This is a genomic window from Citrobacter sp. CK191 (assembly GCF_030333435.1).
In the GTDB taxonomy this organism is placed as follows: Bacteria; Pseudomonadota; Gammaproteobacteria; order Enterobacterales; family Enterobacteriaceae; genus Citrobacter_B; species Citrobacter_B koseri.
This window is the reverse complement of sequence record NZ_JAOWFX010000033.1, coordinates 442,006-457,039: the sequence shown is the minus strand read 5'-3', so window position 1 is coordinate 457,039 and position 15,034 is coordinate 442,006. Positions and strand designations below refer to the sequence as shown.

Below are 15,034 nucleotides of genomic sequence, written 5' to 3'. Positions count from 1 at the left end.
TCTTTCTGCGACACTGAAATGGTGGTGATATGGCCCGTTACGATCTTGTCGAACGCCTGAATGGTACTTTTCGCCAGACAGAACACGCGCTGGCAACCCTGACAGAAAATCTCGAACAGCAACCGCTGCTGATTGCCCGCGTCTTCTCCCTTCCCGAAGTAACCAAAGAGGCGGAGCACAACCCTCTGGCGACCATTGCGGTGGAGCAGCATCTGGGAAAAGAGGCCGAATCGCTGGCGCTGCGCCACTATCGCCACCTGTTTATTCAGCAACAGTCTGAAAATCGCAGCAGCAAAGCGGCGGTTCGCCTGCCCGGCGTATTGTGCTATCAGGTTGATGATGCCACGCAGGCCGCGCTGGAAAACCAGATCCAGCACATCAATCAGTTAAAAACGACATTTGAGCGTATTGTGACGGTGGAGTCAGGATTGCCGTCAGCGGCGCGTTTTGAGTGGGTGCATCGCCATCTGCCCGGTCTTATCACGTTGAATGCCTACCGCGCGTTAACGGTGATCAAGAATCCCGCCACCCTCCGTTTTGGCTGGGCCAACAAGCACATTATTAAGAATCTGCGCCGGGATGAGGTGCTGGCGCAACTGGAGAAAAGCCTGAACACGCCGCGCAGCGTGCATCCCTGGACGCGCGAAGAGTGGCAGGCCAGGCTGGAGCGCGAATATCAGGATATCGCCGCCCTGCCGCAACAGGCGCGGCTGAAGATTAAAAGACCGGTGAAGGTACAGCCGATTGCCCGCGTCTGGTACAAAGGGCAGCAGAAACAGGTTCAGCACGCCTGTCCGACGCCGCTTATCGCGCTGATCAATACCGATAAAGGCATGACCGTGCCGGATATCGGCGAACTACTGAATTACGATGCGGACAATGTTCAGCACCGCTTTAAGCCTCAGGCGCAACCGTTGCGACTTATCATCCCTCGGTTGCACCTGTATGTGGCGGATTAACGGCCTGGCTTCATGCTGCCCACCATCAGTTCCGGGCGCACCCAGCTATCAAACTCGGCTTCAGTGAGATACCCCAGCGCCAGGGCAGAGGCTTTTAAGGTCAGCCCTTCCTTGTGCGCTTTTTTGGCGATCTCCGCCGCTTTGTCATAGCCGATGTGCGTGTTGAGCGCGGTGACCAGCATCAGCGATTCATTGAGCAGTTGGTTAATACGCTCACGGTTTGGCTCAATACCGACCGCACAGTGCGCATTAAAGCTTTCCATTCCATCCGCCAGCAGGCGTACCGATTGCAGGAAATTATGGATAACCATCGGGCGATAGACGTTAAGCTCGAAGTTTCCCGACGCCCCGCCCATATTGATAGCCACATCGTTGCCCATCACCTGACAGCAGAGCATAGTCAGCGCTTCGCACTGGGTCGGGTTCACTTTACCTGGCATAATCGAACTGCCCGGCTCGTTCTCAGGAATGGCAATTTCACCAATGCCGCATCGAGGGCCAGAGGCCAGCCAGCGAACGTCATTGGCGATTTTCATCAGCGACGCCGCCAGCCCTTTTAGCGCGCCGTGCGCATGAACCAGCGCATCACAGGTCGCCAGTGCTTCAAACTTGTTCGGCGCCGTCACAAATGGCGCGCAGGTGATCACCGCCAGCTCATCCGCCACGCGGCGGGCATATTCAGGATGGGTGTTCAACCCGGTGCCCACCGCCGTACCGCCCAGCGCCAGCTCCGCCACATGCGGCAGGCTATTTTCAATATGTTTGAGATTGTGCTCCAGCATCGCCACCCAGCCGGAAATTTCCTGACCGAGCGTCAGCGGCGTCGCATCCTGCAAGTGCGTGCGGCCAATTTTCACAATGTCGGCAAACGCATGGGACTTTTTGCGCAGCGTATCGGTCAGGACATTAAGCTGCGGGATGAGATGCTTGCGTAGCGCCAGCAGCGCCGCAACGTGCATCGCGGTCGGGAAGACGTCGTTCGAACTTTGGCTTTTATTGACATCATCGTTCGGGTGAACTTTGCGCTCCATGCCGCGAACGCCGCCCAGCAGTTCGCTCGCGCGGTTCGCCAGCACTTCGTTCATGTTCATGTTGCTTTGCGTGCCCGACCCGGTCTGCCAGATCGCCAGCGGAAATTCGTCGGGATGTTTATCGGCCAGCACTTCATCAGCCGCCTGCATAATGGCGGAGGCTTTTTCCGCCGACAGCAGCCCTAAGTCCTCGTTAACTTTGGCTGCCGCACGCTTGGTCAGCGCCAGCGCATGGATCAGCGAGACGGGCATTTTCTCCGTGGAGATACGAAAATGCTCCAGCGATCGTTGGGTTTGCGCTCCCCAAAGTTTGTCTGCCGGAACATCAATCCCGCCCATCGAATCTTTCTCGCAGCGTACCGTCGTCATTACTTTCTCCTTGTTAACAATGAAGTTGAGGACATGCTCACACACCTGTCAGGATTAAGTATTGATTGCTTCATAAATACTGCATGGCGCTTTGTGCGCTTCTGAAATGCCGGGCGGCACAGCGCCTTACCCGGCCTGCAAATGTACCTTCTTATTGTCTTACTTTACGCAGCGCGTGCACTGCGAAGTCTGAATTTGCTGGAAGAAATCATTGCCTTTGTCATCCACCAGGATAAAGGCCGGAAAATCTTCCACTTCAATTTTCCAGATCGCTTCCATCCCCAGTTCAGGGTATTCCACGCATTCCAGACTCCTGATGCTGCCCTGCGCCAGCACAGCGGCAGGCCCGCCAATGCTGCCCAGATAGAAGCCGCCGTGTTTATGGCAGGCATCGGTCACCTGTTGGCTACGGTTGCCTTTGGCCAGCATAATCATACTGCCGCCCTGCGACTGAAGCTGATCGACGTAAGAGTCCATACGCCCTGCGGTCGTTGGCCCCAGCGAACCGGACGCGTATCCTTCAGGCGTTTTTGCCGGACCCGCGTAGTAGATCGGATGATCTTTAACATACTGCGGCAACCCTTCGCCACGGTCCATCCGTTCTTTCAGTTTGGCGTGCGCGATATCACGCCCCACAATAATCGTCCCGTTCAGCGACAGACGAGTTGAAACCGGATACTGCGACAACTGTTGCAGGATCGCTTTCATTGGCTGGTTGAGGTCAACGCGAACCGCCTCGCCTTCGCCTGCCTGGCGCAATTCTTCAGGAATATATTTACCCGGATTATGTTCCAGTTTCTCGATCCAGATACCTTTGCGGTTGATCTTCGCTTTAATGTTGCGATCCGCAGAGCAGGAGACGCCCATCCCGACCGGACAGGACGCGCCGTGACGCGGTAAACGAATGACGCGGATATCATGGGCAAAATATTTACCGCCGAACTGGGCGCCTAACCCGAGATTCTGCGCTTCCGTCAGCAACTCTTTTTCCAGTTCCACGTCGCGGAATGCCTGACCGTGTTCGTTCCCTTCCGTCGGCAGTTCGTCATAGTATTTTGCGGAGGCCAGCTTAACCGTTTTCAGCGTTGCTTCCGCCGACGTCCCGCCGATCACGAAGGCGATGTGATACGGAGGACAGGCCGCCGTCCCCAGAGTGCGCATTTTATCGACCAGGTAATTTTTCAGTTTGCCCGGCGTCAGCAGCGCTTTGGTTTCCTGATACAGATAGGTTTTGTTGGCGGAACCGCCGCCTTTGGCGATACACAGGAATTTGTATTCATCGCCATCAACGCTGTAGAGATCAATCTGCGCGGGCAGGTTGGTGCCGGTATTGACCTCTTTATACATATCCAGCGGGGCATTTTGCGAATAGCGCAGGTTATCTTCGATGTAAGTGTTATAAACGCCGCGCGCCAGCGCAGCCTCATCACCGCCGCCGGTCCAGACGCGCTGGCCTTTTTTGCCAACGATAATGGCCGTACCGGTGTCCTGGCAGGTTGGTAAAATCCCTTTTGCGGCAATGTCCGAGTTGCGCAGGAATTGCAGCGCGACATATTTATCGTTTTCGCTGGCCTCCGGGTCGCGCAGGATATCAGCGACCTGCTGTTGATGCGCAGGGCGCAGCATAAACGAAGCATCGTGGAATGCCTGACGCGCCATCAGCGTCAGCGCTTCAGGAGCGACCTTAAGCACTTCCTGCCCTTCAAATTCGGCAACGGAAACGTGTTCACTGGTCAGCAGGTAATATTCGGTATCGTCCTTTTTGAGGGGAAAAGGAGCCTGATAATGGAAGGGTTTGTTCGACATTGTTCTCTCACTTACTGCTCGGTCTGGTTATTCTCTGGGCAGATGTTCCATTGCCCTGCTTACCCGTCACGCCTCCAGCGGCAGACATGTTATTGTCCTGCAACCCGAATGCGTCAGGGTGTAAAAAGCGAGTTACACTATCCTACACAATTTTTTAACAAAAACTGAGACAAGTACGACTTTTTGCGCGCAGAGGTTACTTCCCGCGGGTTTCTTGGTTTAATACGCGAATTAATTTCCATATTGAAACAGGGCTTGATAATGCAAAAACTCATCAACTCAGTGCAAAACTATGCATGGGGTAGTAAAACTGCGTTAACGGAACTCTACGGCATTGCGAATCCGTCTCAGCAGCCAATGGCCGAGCTCTGGATGGGCGCCCATCCCAAGAGCAGCTCCCGAATTGAAGGCGCTGACGGGAAAGCCGTCTCGTTACGCGACGTGATTGAGCACGATAAAGCCACACTGCTGGGCGAATCTGTCGCAAAACGTTTTGGCGAGCTGCCCTTCCTGTTTAAAGTGCTGTGTGCCGCGCAGCCGCTTTCCATCCAGGTTCATCCGAATAAACACAACTCAGAAATTGGTTTCGCGAAAGAGAATGCGGCCGGTATTCCGATGGATGCCGCCGAGCGTAACTATAAAGATCCGAACCACAAGCCTGAACTGGTCTTTGCCCTGACGCCGTTCCTGGCGATGAACGCATTCCGCGAGTTCTCTGAGATTGTCTCCCTGCTGCAACCTGTTTCCGGCGCGCATACCGCCATTGCCCACTTCCTGCAAGAGCCGAATGCCGAACGCCTGAGCCAACTGTTCGCCAGCCTGCTCAATATGCAGGGCGATGAAAAATCCCGCGCGCTGGCGGTGCTGAAAGCGGCGCTGAACAGCCAACAGGGTGAACCGTGGCAGACGATCCGCGTCATATCCGAATTTTACCCGGATGACAGCGGCCTCTTCTCTCCACTGCTGCTGAACGTGGTCAAGCTGAACCCTGGCGAAGCCATGTTCCTGTTTGCCGAAACGCCTCATGCCTATTTGCAGGGCGTGGCGCTGGAAGTGATGGCGAACTCCGATAACGTCCTGCGCGCCGGGCTGACGCCGAAATATATCGACATTCCTGAGCTGGTCGCGAACGTCAAATTCGTTGCCAAACCAGCCGATCAGCTGCTGACAACGCCGGTAAAACACGGTGCGGAACTGGACTTCCCGATTCCGGTGGAAGATTTCGCGTTTTCGCTGCATGACCTCTCCGCTCAGGAAACGGCCATCAGCCAGCAGAGCGCCGCCATTCTGTTCTGCGTGGAAGGCGAAGCGGTGCTGAGCAAGGGCGAGCAGCGTCTGGTGCTGAAACCCGGCGAATCCGCGTTTATCGGCGCTGATGAGTCTCCGGTCAACGCCAGCGGCGTGGGCCGTTTGGCCAGGGTTTACAACAAGCTGTAGCAACATACTGAATTTTTTAACAACTCTTGCTAAGCTAGTTAAAGGCTCACAACTTCTCCAGGCGGTTTAATCCGCCTGGTTTCATTTTTATGGATAATCGATATGAAAAAATCGCTGGTAGCTACAGGTGTGATCGTCGCCCTGGGCGTGGTCTGGACAGGCGGGGCCTGGTACACCGGGAAAAAACTGGAAACGCATCTCGCACAGATGGTGAATCAGGCAAATGAGCAGCTTAAACGCACGGCGCCTGAAGCCGCCATTGAGCTGAGCTATCAAAACTACCAGCGCGGCATTTTCAGCAGCCAGTTACAGCTGGTGGCGAAGCCTGTCGAAGGCAAGGAAAACCCCTGGCTGAAACCAGGACAAAGCGTCGTACTGAACGAAGCGGTGGATCATGGTCCTTTCCCGTTCGCACAGTTGAAATCGTTTAACCTTATCCCTGCGATGGCCTCGGTGAAGACGACCCTGGTCAACAACGACGTCACCAGACCGTTGTTTGATATCGCAAAAGGCGAGACGCCGGTCGAGATTAATTCCCGGATTGGTTATGGCGGCGATACCCGCTCAGATATCTCGCTCAAGCCGTTGAATTATGAAAATAACGGTGAAAAAGTCGCCTTTAGCGGCGGGGAATTTCAGCTGAATGCCGATAAAGACGGCAATGTCGTTTCACTGTCAGGCGAAGCGCAAAGCGGCCTGGTGGATGCCGTCAACGAATATAACCAGAAAGTCCAGATTACTTTTAATAACCTGAAAACCGACGGTTCCAGCACCCTGGCCAGCTTCGGCGAGCGTATTGGCAACCAGACGCTGTCGCTGGAAAAAATGACGGTATCGGTAGAAGGTAAAGAGATGGCCGTGCTGGAAGGCATGGTGATCGACGGTAAGTCCGATCTCGTCAACGACGGCAAAACCATCAATAGCCAGCTGGATTACTCGCTGAACAGCCTTAAAGTGCAGAATCAGGATCTGGGTAGCGGCAAGCTGACGCTGAAAGTGGGACAGATCGATGGCGAAGCCTGGCACCAGTTTAGCCGCCAGTATAACGCTCAGACTCAGGCGCTGATGACGCAACCCGAGGTGGTGCAAAATCCTGAACTTTATCAGGAGAAAGTGACCGAAGCGTTCTTTGGCGCCCTGCCGCTGCTGATGAAGGGCGAACCGGTGATTACCGTCGCGCCGTTAAGCTGGAAAAACGCTAAAGGCGAGACCGCGCTGAACCTCTCCTTGTTCCTGAAAGATCCGGCCGCGACCACTGAAGAACCGCAAACGCTGACTCAGGAAGTGGATCGTTCCGTTAAATCTCTTGACGCGAAGCTGACGATCCCGATGGATATGGCCGTTGAGTTTATGACTCAGGTCGCCAGACTGGAAGGTTATCAGCAGGAAGATGCCGATAAGCTGGCGAATCAACAAGTCAAAGGGTTAGCCGCGATGGGGCAAATGTTCCGCATCACCACGTTGCAGGATAATACCATCGCCACCAACCTACAGTATGCCAATGGTCAGGTAACGCTCAACGGGCAAAAAATGACGCTGGAAGAGTTTGTCGGCATGTTTGGTATGCCTGCGCTCTCCGTGCCGGACGCTCCGGCGATTCCTCAGCAGTAAGTTTTCTGTACGTCCCGCGCCCGGCGGGATTTTCCCGTCGGGCCGCCATTAAAACACCTGTCCCGCCACGCTATTTTTGCGTCACCAGACGAGCGGAAATGGTCTGGCTGCGCGAATGGCTCTCTTCATGACCAATCCGTTGCAGGATGCGCTCCGCAAGGGTATAGCCAATTTCGCGGGCTGGCGTGCTGGCCCAGATAATTGGCAGATCGTCCAGCGCGTTTTCCGCCACATCAGCAAACGCCGCCAGCGAGATCTGTTGTTCAAAATAGCGATCAACGCCAATTTCACCACTCTGCCGCCCCGCTTTCATCAGGCCAAACCATGCTCCCATCGCAATGGTTTCGTTGTAGCACACCACTGCGCTGATGGTCGGGTTATGCCGCAGTAATGCGGTAATGGCTTCGGCGGCCTGCTTCTGGCTGGATGCGCACTCCAGCACCCAGTCGCTGTGAAAAGGCAACCCAAACTTCAGCAGCGTCGCGCAATAGCCGCCGACGCGCTCCGCGCGCGTTAATGAGGAGCTTTGCCCTCCCAGCCACGCGATCCGCTGATGCCCAAGGCGAATCAGATGTTCCGTCAGTAGCTGCGCCGCCTGCATGTTATCCGGCCGGACAGTATCCACCTCTTCCAGATAACTGGCGCGCGAGGCAAACACCACCGGAATCCCTTTTTCTTCTGCCCGTTCCCGGAGCGCATCGCTGTTACCCGCCGCTCCGGCGATCACCACGCCATCCACCCCCTGATTAAGGAGCATAGCGAAACGCTGACTCAGCTGTTCGCCATCCTGACCGCCGTGCAACAAAAAGACCATGCGCCCCTGCGCTTCCAGCGCCTCTGTCAACCCGGCCGTGAGTTCCGCATAAAAAGGCGCAGACAGATCGCGCACAATCAGCCCAATGACGCCGCTCTGCCCACCGCGAAGCGCCGATGCCTGGCGGTTACGCACAAAGCCCAGCTGTTCAATCGCCGCGTTAACCCGCTCGCCGGTGGCTGACGAAATCCGCCCTTTGCCACTGAGCACTAATGAGACGGTACTGACGGAAACGCCAGCCGCCAACGCGACATCATGGATGGTGGTTTTTTTGGCTATAGCCATGAAAAAAGAAAGCTCCCTGATAACGTGACAGATAAAACGTTTTATCAATCACTTATATTTATACGCTTTATTATCGTTCGATAATGTGATTTGCGCCGCACTAAAATTAGGTAAAACGTTTTATCTTCTCGCTCAAATAATTGACCACAGCCTTCTTTTTCACGAGGAGTCGTTAGATGACGACGAAGACAACACCAAAAATAACATTATGGGAATTTTTCCAGCAGTTGGGTAAAACGTTTATGCTGCCCGTGGCGCTGCTCTCTTTCTGCGGGATCATGCTGGGGATCGGCAGCTCGTTAAGCAGCCACGATGTCGTCACCCTGCTCCCGGCGCTGGGCAACCCGGTGCTACAGGCCATCTTTACCTGGATGAGTAAAGTCGGCTCGTTCGCTTTTAGCTTCCTCCCGGTGATGTTTTGTATCGCGATTCCGCTCGGTCTGGCGCGTGAAAACAAAGGTGTCGCCGCGTTTGCCGGTTTCGTCGGTTATGCCGTAATGAACCTTGCCGTGAACTTCTGGTTAACGGCGAAAGGCATTCTGCCGACGACTGACGCCGCCATTCTGAAAGCCAATAACGTACAGAATATCCTCGGGATTCAGTCTATCGACACGGGGATTCTGGGGGCGGTGATCGCCGGTATCGTTGTCTGGATGCTGCATGAGCGTTTCCACAATATTCGTCTGCCCGATGCGCTGGCTTTCTTTGGCGGTACGCGTTTCGTGCCGATTGTCTCTTCCGTGGTGATGGGACTGGTCGGGCTGGTCATTCCGCTGGTATGGCCTGTTTTTGCAATGGGCATCAGCGGTCTGGGCCACATTATCAATAGCGCGGGTGATTTCGGTCCGATGATCTTTGGTACGGGTGAGCGCCTGCTGCTGCCGTTCGGCCTGCACCACATTCTGGTCGCGTTGATTCGCTTTACCGAAGCGGGCGGTACGCAGGAAGTCTGCGGCCATAGCGTGAGCGGCGCGTTGACCATTTTCCAGGCGCAGCTGAGCTGCCCGACAACGCACGGCTTCTCTGAAAGTGCGACCCGCTTCCTGTCTCAGGGTAAAATGCCTGCCTTCCTCGGCGGCTTGCCGGGCGCCGCGTTGGCGATGTACCACTGCGCGCGTCCTGAAAATCGTCACAAAATTAAGGGGCTGCTGATTTCTGGTCTTATCGCCTGTGTCGTTGGCGGTACCACAGAGCCGCTGGAATTCCTGTTCCTGTTCGTCGCGCCTGTGCTGTATGTGATTCATGCCCTGCTGACAGGTCTGGGATTCACCATCATGGCGATCCTCGGCGTCACCATCGGCAACACCGACGGCAACATCATCGACTTTGTGGTATTCGGTATCCTGCACGGTCTGTCAACCAAGTGGTATCTGGTTCCGGTGGTCGCCGCCATCTGGTTCGCGGTGTACTACGTCATCTTCCGTTTCGCTATTACGCGCTTTAATCTGAAAACGCCGGGCCGCGATACCGAAATCGCCAGCAATATTGAAAAAGTCATGGCGGGCGCACCAGGGAAATCAGGCTATAACGTCCCGGCGATTCTGGCCGCGCTTGGCGGCAGTGAAAATATCGTCAGCCTGGATAACTGCATTACCCGTCTGCGCCTGTCGGTGAAGGATATGTCGCTTGTGAATGTACAGGCGCTGAAGGACAATCGCGCTATCGGCGTAGTACAGCTGAATCAACATAACTTACAGGTGGTTATTGGCCCTCAGGTACAGTCCGTTAAGGATGAAATGGCGGGTCTGATGAACACGGTTGAGGCATAAGGACAACGATATGTTCGATTTTTCAAAGGTGGTGGATCGTCACGGTACGTGGTGCACGCAGTGGGATTATGTCGCCGATCGCTTTGGCGCCCCTGACCTGCTCCCGTTTACGATCTCGGATATGGATTTCGCTACCGCGCCGTGCATCCTGGAGGCCATCAACCAACGTCTGGCGCACGGCGTGCTGGGTTACAGCCGCTGGAAAAACGATGAGTTTTTAGGGGCGATCGCCCACTGGTTCGCAACCCGTCACCACACCACGGTCGACCCGCAGTCGATCGTGTACGGCTCCTCCGTGATCTACATGGTGTCGGAGCTGATCCGCCAGTGGTCATCCGTCGGTGAAGGGGTGGTGATTCACACCCCCGCTTACGATGCGTTCTATAACGCCATCGAAGGCAACCAGCGCACCGTTATGCCGGTTACGCTACAGAAAAACGCGGACGGCTGGCACTGCGATATGGCCTCGCTGGAAGCGGTGCTCGCCCGGCCAGAGAGTAAAATTCTCCTGCTGTGCAGCCCGCAGAACCCTACCGGAAAGGTATGGACGCGCGATGAACTGGAGACGATGGCTGAGCTATGCCATCGTCACGGCGTGCGGGTCATCTCCGATGAAATCCACATGGATATGGTATGGGGCGCGCAGCCGCATATCCCCTGGAGCAATGTGGCGCGTGGTCGTTGGGCGCTGCTGACCTCCGGGTCAAAAAGCTTCAACATTCCGGCGCTGACCGGCGCCTACGGGCTCATCGGCGATGAGGAAAGCCGCAATCGTTACCTCAGCGTATTGAAGGGGCGTGACGGGCTGTCGTCACCCGCCGTTCTGGCGCTTAGCGCGCACATTGCCGCTTATCAACAGGGCGCGCCGTGGCTGGATGCCCTGCGCGAGTATCTTGCTGATAACCTGAATTATATCGCACATGCGTTAAACACCGCGTTCCCTACGCTAAACTGGCAGGTTCCGCAATCGACCTATCTGGCCTGGATTGATCTGCGCGCGCTGAATATTGACGACCACGCCTTACAGGATGCGCTGATTCATCAGCAGAAAGTGGCCATCATGCCTGGGTATACTTATGGCGAAGAAGGTCGCGGGTTTGTTCGTCTTAATGCCGGTTGTCCACGTTCGAAGCTCGAAAAAGGCGTTAACGGGCTGATCAACGCGATCCACGCTATACGCTGACAATGATTGCGCAATAAAATTATTTATTGCGCAACATAGATTTTACGCCCGTTTTATTTTTATAATGGCGAGCACTTTTATATTAAAAAAGAGTGCGACCATGATTGATACTTCCCTTCCGTTAACTGACGTTCATCGCCACCTTGATGGCAACATTCGTGCCCAAACTATTCTTGATCTTGGCCGCCAGTTCAATTTAGCCCTTCCGGCACAAACGCTTGACGCGCTCATTCCGCATGTGCAGATCACCTCAACGGAGCCTGACCTGGTCAGTTTTCTGGCAAAGCTCGACTGGGGCGTTAAAGTTCTGGCGTCGCTGGATGCCTGTCGTCGCGTGGCCTTTGAAAATATTGAAGATGCCGCCCGCAACGGCCTGCATTATGTCGAACTGCGTTTTTCTCCGGGTTATATGGCGATGACGCACCAGTTGCCTGTGGCTGGCGTGGTCGAAGCGGTCATCGCTGGCGTACGTGAAGGGTGCCAGACTTTTGGCGTTGAAGCTCGTCTGATCGGCATCATGAGCCGTACTTTCGGCGAGGCTGCCTGTCAGCAGGAACTGGAAGCGCTGCTGGCGCACCGCGATCACATTACCGCGCTTGACTTAGCGGGCGATGAACTTGGCTTCCCGGGCAGTCTGTTCCTCTCTCACTTTAACCGCGCGCGTGATGCGGGCTGGCATATTACCGTACATGCTGGCGAAGCGGCGGGCCCGGAGAGCATCTGGCAGGCCATTCGCGAACTGGGCGCCGAACGTATCGGTCATGGCGTGAAGGCCGTGGAAGATCGCGCGCTGATGGATTTTCTGGTCGAGCAGCGAATCGGTATCGAATCCTGTCTGACGTCTAATATCCAGACCAGCACCGTTGCCTCGCTGGCTGCGCATCCGCTGAAAACGTTCCTTGAGCATGGCGTGCTGGCAAGTTTGAATACGGATGATCCCGCGGTACAGGGTGTGGATATTATTCACGAATACACGGTAGCGGCGCCGGCGGCAGGATTAACCCGCGAGCAGATTCGTCAGGCGCAGATCAATGGCCTGGAAATGGCGTTTTTAAGCGAAGCGGAAAAACGCGCATTGCGTGAGAAAGTCGCAGCGGTTTAAGCACGCAACGCCTGATGGCGCTGCGCTTATCAGTCCTGTAACGACACAACCGTAGGCCGGATAAGGCGTTTACCCCGCCATCCGGCAACACCTACGCCTGATGGCGCTGCGCTTATCAGGCCTACAACTGCACAGCCGTAGGCCGGACAAGGCGTTTACGCCGCCATCCGGCAACACCCGGCGCCAGAAGAGTACACCGTCATCACGCGAGGCACAGCGTAGAGCGATGCTTCGCTGATTCAATCCCCAGCTCAATCAACTCCATAATCTGGATCGCCTGGCTCGCCGGAACCGGGTTTTCACCGTTGCCATTCAACGCGTCACGGATGCCCGCATAATAAGCCGGATAATTACCCGGCACCGTCAGCCAGGTCTCTTCCACACGGTCTTCGCCTTCCACGCGCGTCAACACGCCGTCACGCATGTCGTAACCCCAGTCTTCCTGCGGCAGTCGCTCACCGTTTTTCAACCGTTCCTCTTGTGGATCGAGGCCATATTTCACGTAACTGCCGCGTGAGCCATGCACGATATAACGTGCTGATTCTGCCGCTGCCAGCATCGTACCGTGCAGAATCACCCGACGCTGCGGGTAGGATAATATCGCGTGGAAATAATCCGTCGACTGCGCGCCAGGACGAAGCTGCGCCAGATCCACCGTCATGCTGACCGGCAAACCGAACAGATTGATCGCCTGATCCAGCAGATGCGGCGCCAGATCGTACCAGATACCGCTGCCAGGGCCGCCCTGTTCGCGCCAGCGATCGCGTACCTGCGGGCGGAAACGGTCGAAATGGGATTCAAAGTAAGCCACTTCCCCCAGAACGCCATCGGCCAGCAATCCTTTCAGCGTCAGGAAATCACTGTCCCAACGGCGGTTATGGAACACAGAAAGCACGCGTCCCAGGCTGCGCGCCAGGGCGTCGAGCTCACGGGCTTGTGACAGTGTCACGGTAAAGGGTTTATCCACAACCACATGTTTTCCCGCTTCAAGCGCGGCTTTCGCCAGCGGAAAATGGGTGTCGTTGGGCGTAGGAATGACGATAAGGTCGATATTCGGATCGTTAAAAAGATGCTTAGGCTCTGAGACAACCGCCACAGAAGGCCAGTCCGCCTTCACTTTTGTTTCATCACTACTGGAAACCGCCGCCAGTTCCAGACCCGGCGTCCCCACGATTAAGGGCGCATGGAAAGTCTTGCTGGCATAACCATAACCAATTAGCCCTACCCGGATGTTGTCACTCATGTCTTTGCCTCTCATGTCAGAACGGGGTCATTTCACACTATCCCTTAACCACTCACAATAGTTTAATAACCGCCAGGTTATAAAGGTTGTTGCTTAACTTAAGTCAAACATCAGTGACTTCGGGCTCTCCTGCGGCGAAAAAGTCGCTGAAATCGTTCCCGACACCCTTGCCGTCTTATTTATTGATGAGTAACATTTGCATCCTGTGTTTATGGATAAATCAAAGCAAAAAAATGTCGTCAGTAATGAATCGCCTTATTGAATTAACCGGTTGGATTGTTCTCGTTGTCTCAGTGATCCTCTTAGGCGTCGCCAGCCATATCGATAATTACCAGCCCCCTGAACCGACGGTCTCCGTTCAGAAAAAATAAGCGTGTTCTGGCCAGTTGCGGCATAGCAGCATATCGTCAGAAATGGTTTCGGTTTACAGCCAGAAAAATCAGGAAAAGATGAAAAGCGGCAAAAAAAGCGAAATATGCCGTCTGCTGGCCGCACGCTTATTGCCAGTTGTCATGAAGCGCGTTACCCTTCCGGCAGGTGCTCTGCTCACCTGATTCATGACACGTAAGAATACGCTTATTTACCCTTGCGCGCCGATTATTCTTTTCGGTGTCGTTTTGTTTATTTTTATATTCACTACTCCGTTGGTGTTATTTGTTTAATATGGATCGCTATTTATGACAGTTCAGGATTATTTATTAAAATTCCGCAAAATCAGTTCGCTTGAGAGCCTGGAAAAACTGTTTGATCACCTTAACTACACCCTCTCTGACGATCGGGAGATCATCAATATGTATCGCGCCGCAGATCATCGTCGCGCGGAACTGGTCTCGGGCGGTCGTCTGTATGATGTCGGTCAGGTGCCAAAATCAGTCTGGCATTACGTACAATAAAGAAAGTAGCGATCGGCGTTAAAAGCTTTATAATACTGGCCCCAAAATGAAATAGTCTGCCTGTTCGCGCTGGCAAATCTGGAGAAGATATGACCACAACACCGGCACAACGCATCGGGGGCTGGTTGCTTGGCCCACTGGCCTGGCTGTTAGTCGCGTTACTGAGCGCCTCGCTCGCGTTATTGCTCTATGCTACTGCGCTGGCTACGCCGCAGACATTCCATATGCTCAGTGAGCAAAGTACCGGCAACCTGTTGTTGTGGGGCGTTTCGTTTATTACCGCCATCGCAATGTGGTATTACACCTTATGGTTGACCATCGCCTTCTTCAAGCGCCGCCACTGCGTGCCTAAACATTATATTATCTGGCTGCTGGTGTCGGTCTTGCTGGCAATTAAAGCCTTTGCCTTTTCGCCAGTCTCAGACGCGTTTGCGGTTCGCCAGTTGTTGTTCCCGTTACTGGCGGCCGCGCTGATCGTACCCTATTTCAAACGCTCGGCGCGCGTTAAAGCAACGTTTGTGAACCCGTAATA

General features: G+C 54.7%; 13 protein-coding genes. 9 read left to right on the top strand and 4 right to left on the bottom strand.

The window, feature by feature from the left end; translation table 11 throughout:
* Window positions 1-29: 29 nt before the first annotated feature.
* Window positions 30-959 (top strand): DNA replication terminus site-binding protein, encoded by a 930-nt coding sequence (gene tus / locus OGV82_RS19635; protein ID WP_012132493.1) that lies wholly within the window; start codon window positions 30-32, stop codon window positions 957-959.
* Here the strand turns inward: tus and fumC are convergent.
* Together fumC and fumB are read right to left on the bottom strand one after the other, a co-directional pair.
* Entirely contained in the window at window positions 956-2,359 is a 1,404-nt protein-coding gene (fumC, locus tag OGV82_RS19630; RefSeq protein WP_047457217.1) for a class II fumarate hydratase, read from the bottom strand. The genes tus and fumC overlap by 4 nt on opposite strands.
* Before the next feature lie 159 nt (window positions 2,360-2,518).
* Window positions 2,519-4,165: a class I fumarate hydratase gene (fumB, locus tag OGV82_RS19625; protein WP_101744292.1), complete on the bottom strand. Its 1,647-nt coding sequence runs from the start codon at window positions 4,163-4,165 to the stop codon at window positions 2,519-2,521.
* 261 nt (window positions 4,166-4,426) lie between these two features.
* On the opposite strand from fumB, the gene manA reads away from it, so the two are divergent.
* Complete coding sequence (gene manA, locus OGV82_RS19620) at window positions 4,427-5,602, top strand: mannose-6-phosphate isomerase (protein ID WP_101744291.1); 1,176 nt, start codon at window positions 4,427-4,429, stop codon at window positions 5,600-5,602.
* Between the two features lie 102 nt (window positions 5,603-5,704).
* On the top strand, window positions 5,705-7,213 hold the full coding sequence (locus OGV82_RS19615; protein WP_049011603.1) for a YdgA family protein: 1,509 nt from the start codon (window positions 5,705-5,707) through the stop codon (window positions 7,211-7,213).
* A gap of 70 nt (window positions 7,214-7,283) precedes the next feature.
* Here OGV82_RS19615 and OGV82_RS19610 read toward each other — a convergent pair whose 3' ends face one another.
* On the bottom strand, window positions 7,284-8,312 hold the full coding sequence (locus tag OGV82_RS19610) for a Mal regulon transcriptional regulator MalI (RefSeq protein WP_012132499.1): 1,029 nt from the start codon (window positions 8,310-8,312) through the stop codon (window positions 7,284-7,286).
* Between the two features lie 176 nt (window positions 8,313-8,488).
* Here OGV82_RS19610 and malX point away from each other — a divergent pair, with 176 nt between their 5' ends.
* The 3 genes from malX (at window position 8,489) to add (ending at window position 12,366) form a co-directional block, all read left to right on the top strand.
* Window positions 8,489-10,081, top strand: a complete 1,593-nt coding sequence (gene malX, locus OGV82_RS19605; RefSeq protein ID WP_012132501.1) for a maltose/glucose-specific PTS transporter subunit IIBC — start codon at window positions 8,489-8,491, stop codon at window positions 10,079-10,081.
* Between the two features lie 10 nt (window positions 10,082-10,091).
* On the top strand, window positions 10,092-11,264 hold the full coding sequence (locus OGV82_RS19600; RefSeq protein ID WP_101744290.1) for a MalY/PatB family protein: 1,173 nt from the start codon (window positions 10,092-10,094) through the stop codon (window positions 11,262-11,264).
* Window positions 11,265-11,364: 100 nt separating this feature from the next.
* A complete protein-coding gene (gene add, locus OGV82_RS19595; RefSeq protein ID WP_047457232.1) occupies window positions 11,365-12,366 on the top strand; it encodes an adenosine deaminase in 1,002 nt (333 codons plus the stop codon).
* 202 nt (window positions 12,367-12,568) lie between these two features.
* Here the strand turns inward: add and OGV82_RS19590 are convergent, their stop codons facing one another.
* On the bottom strand, window positions 12,569-13,609 hold the full coding sequence (locus tag OGV82_RS19590; protein WP_024130359.1) for an oxidoreductase: 1,041 nt from the start codon (window positions 13,607-13,609) through the stop codon (window positions 12,569-12,571).
* Window positions 13,610-13,854: 245 nt separating this feature from the next.
* Here OGV82_RS19590 and blr point away from each other — a divergent pair, with 245 nt between their 5' ends.
* The 3 genes from blr (at window position 13,855) to OGV82_RS19575 (ending at window position 15,032) form a co-directional block, all read left to right on the top strand.
* Window positions 13,855-13,980 (top strand): division septum protein Blr, encoded by a 126-nt coding sequence (gene blr / locus OGV82_RS19585; protein ID WP_047457235.1) that lies wholly within the window; start codon window positions 13,855-13,857, stop codon window positions 13,978-13,980.
* Window positions 13,981-14,286: 306 nt separating this feature from the next.
* A complete protein-coding gene (gene ydgT / locus OGV82_RS19580; RefSeq protein WP_024130361.1) occupies window positions 14,287-14,502 on the top strand; it encodes a transcription modulator YdgT in 216 nt (71 codons plus the stop codon).
* A gap of 89 nt (window positions 14,503-14,591) precedes the next feature.
* Window positions 14,592-15,032, top strand: coding sequence for a DUF2569 domain-containing protein (locus tag OGV82_RS19575; protein WP_012132511.1), 441 nt, complete (start codon window positions 14,592-14,594; stop codon window positions 15,030-15,032).
* The last annotated feature ends 2 nt before the right edge of the window (window positions 15,033-15,034 follow it).

Excerpts from the sequence above, each read along its gene's own strand:
- OGV82_RS19610 (WP_012132499.1), bottom strand. The coding sequence starts at position 8,312 with ATGGCTATAGCCAAAAAAACCACCATCCATGATGTCGCGTTGGCGGCT.
- OGV82_RS19615 (WP_049011603.1), top strand. The coding sequence starts at position 5,705 with ATGAAAAAATCGCTGGTAGCTACAGGTGTGATCGTCGCCCTGGGCGTG.
- malX (WP_012132501.1), top strand. The coding sequence starts at position 8,489 with ATGACGACGAAGACAACACCAAAAATAACATTATGGGAATTTTTCCAG.
- add (WP_047457232.1), top strand. The coding sequence starts at position 11,365 with ATGATTGATACTTCCCTTCCGTTAACTGACGTTCATCGCCACCTTGAT.
- ydgT (WP_024130361.1), top strand. The coding sequence starts at position 14,287 with ATGACAGTTCAGGATTATTTATTAAAATTCCGCAAAATCAGTTCGCTT.
- fumB (WP_101744292.1), bottom strand. The coding sequence starts at position 4,165 with ATGTCGAACAAACCCTTCCATTATCAGGCTCCTTTTCCCCTCAAAAAG.
- tus (WP_012132493.1), top strand. The coding sequence starts at position 30 with ATGGCCCGTTACGATCTTGTCGAACGCCTGAATGGTACTTTTCGCCAG.
- blr (WP_047457235.1), top strand. The coding sequence starts at position 13,855 with ATGAATCGCCTTATTGAATTAACCGGTTGGATTGTTCTCGTTGTCTCA.
- OGV82_RS19600 (WP_101744290.1), top strand. The coding sequence starts at position 10,092 with ATGTTCGATTTTTCAAAGGTGGTGGATCGTCACGGTACGTGGTGCACG.
- manA (WP_101744291.1), top strand. The coding sequence starts at position 4,427 with ATGCAAAAACTCATCAACTCAGTGCAAAACTATGCATGGGGTAGTAAA.
- OGV82_RS19590 (WP_024130359.1), bottom strand. The coding sequence starts at position 13,609 with ATGAGTGACAACATCCGGGTAGGGCTAATTGGTTATGGTTATGCCAGC.
- fumC (WP_047457217.1), bottom strand. The coding sequence starts at position 2,359 with ATGACGACGGTACGCTGCGAGAAAGATTCGATGGGCGGGATTGATGTT.
- OGV82_RS19575 (WP_012132511.1), top strand. The coding sequence starts at position 14,592 with ATGACCACAACACCGGCACAACGCATCGGGGGCTGGTTGCTTGGCCCA.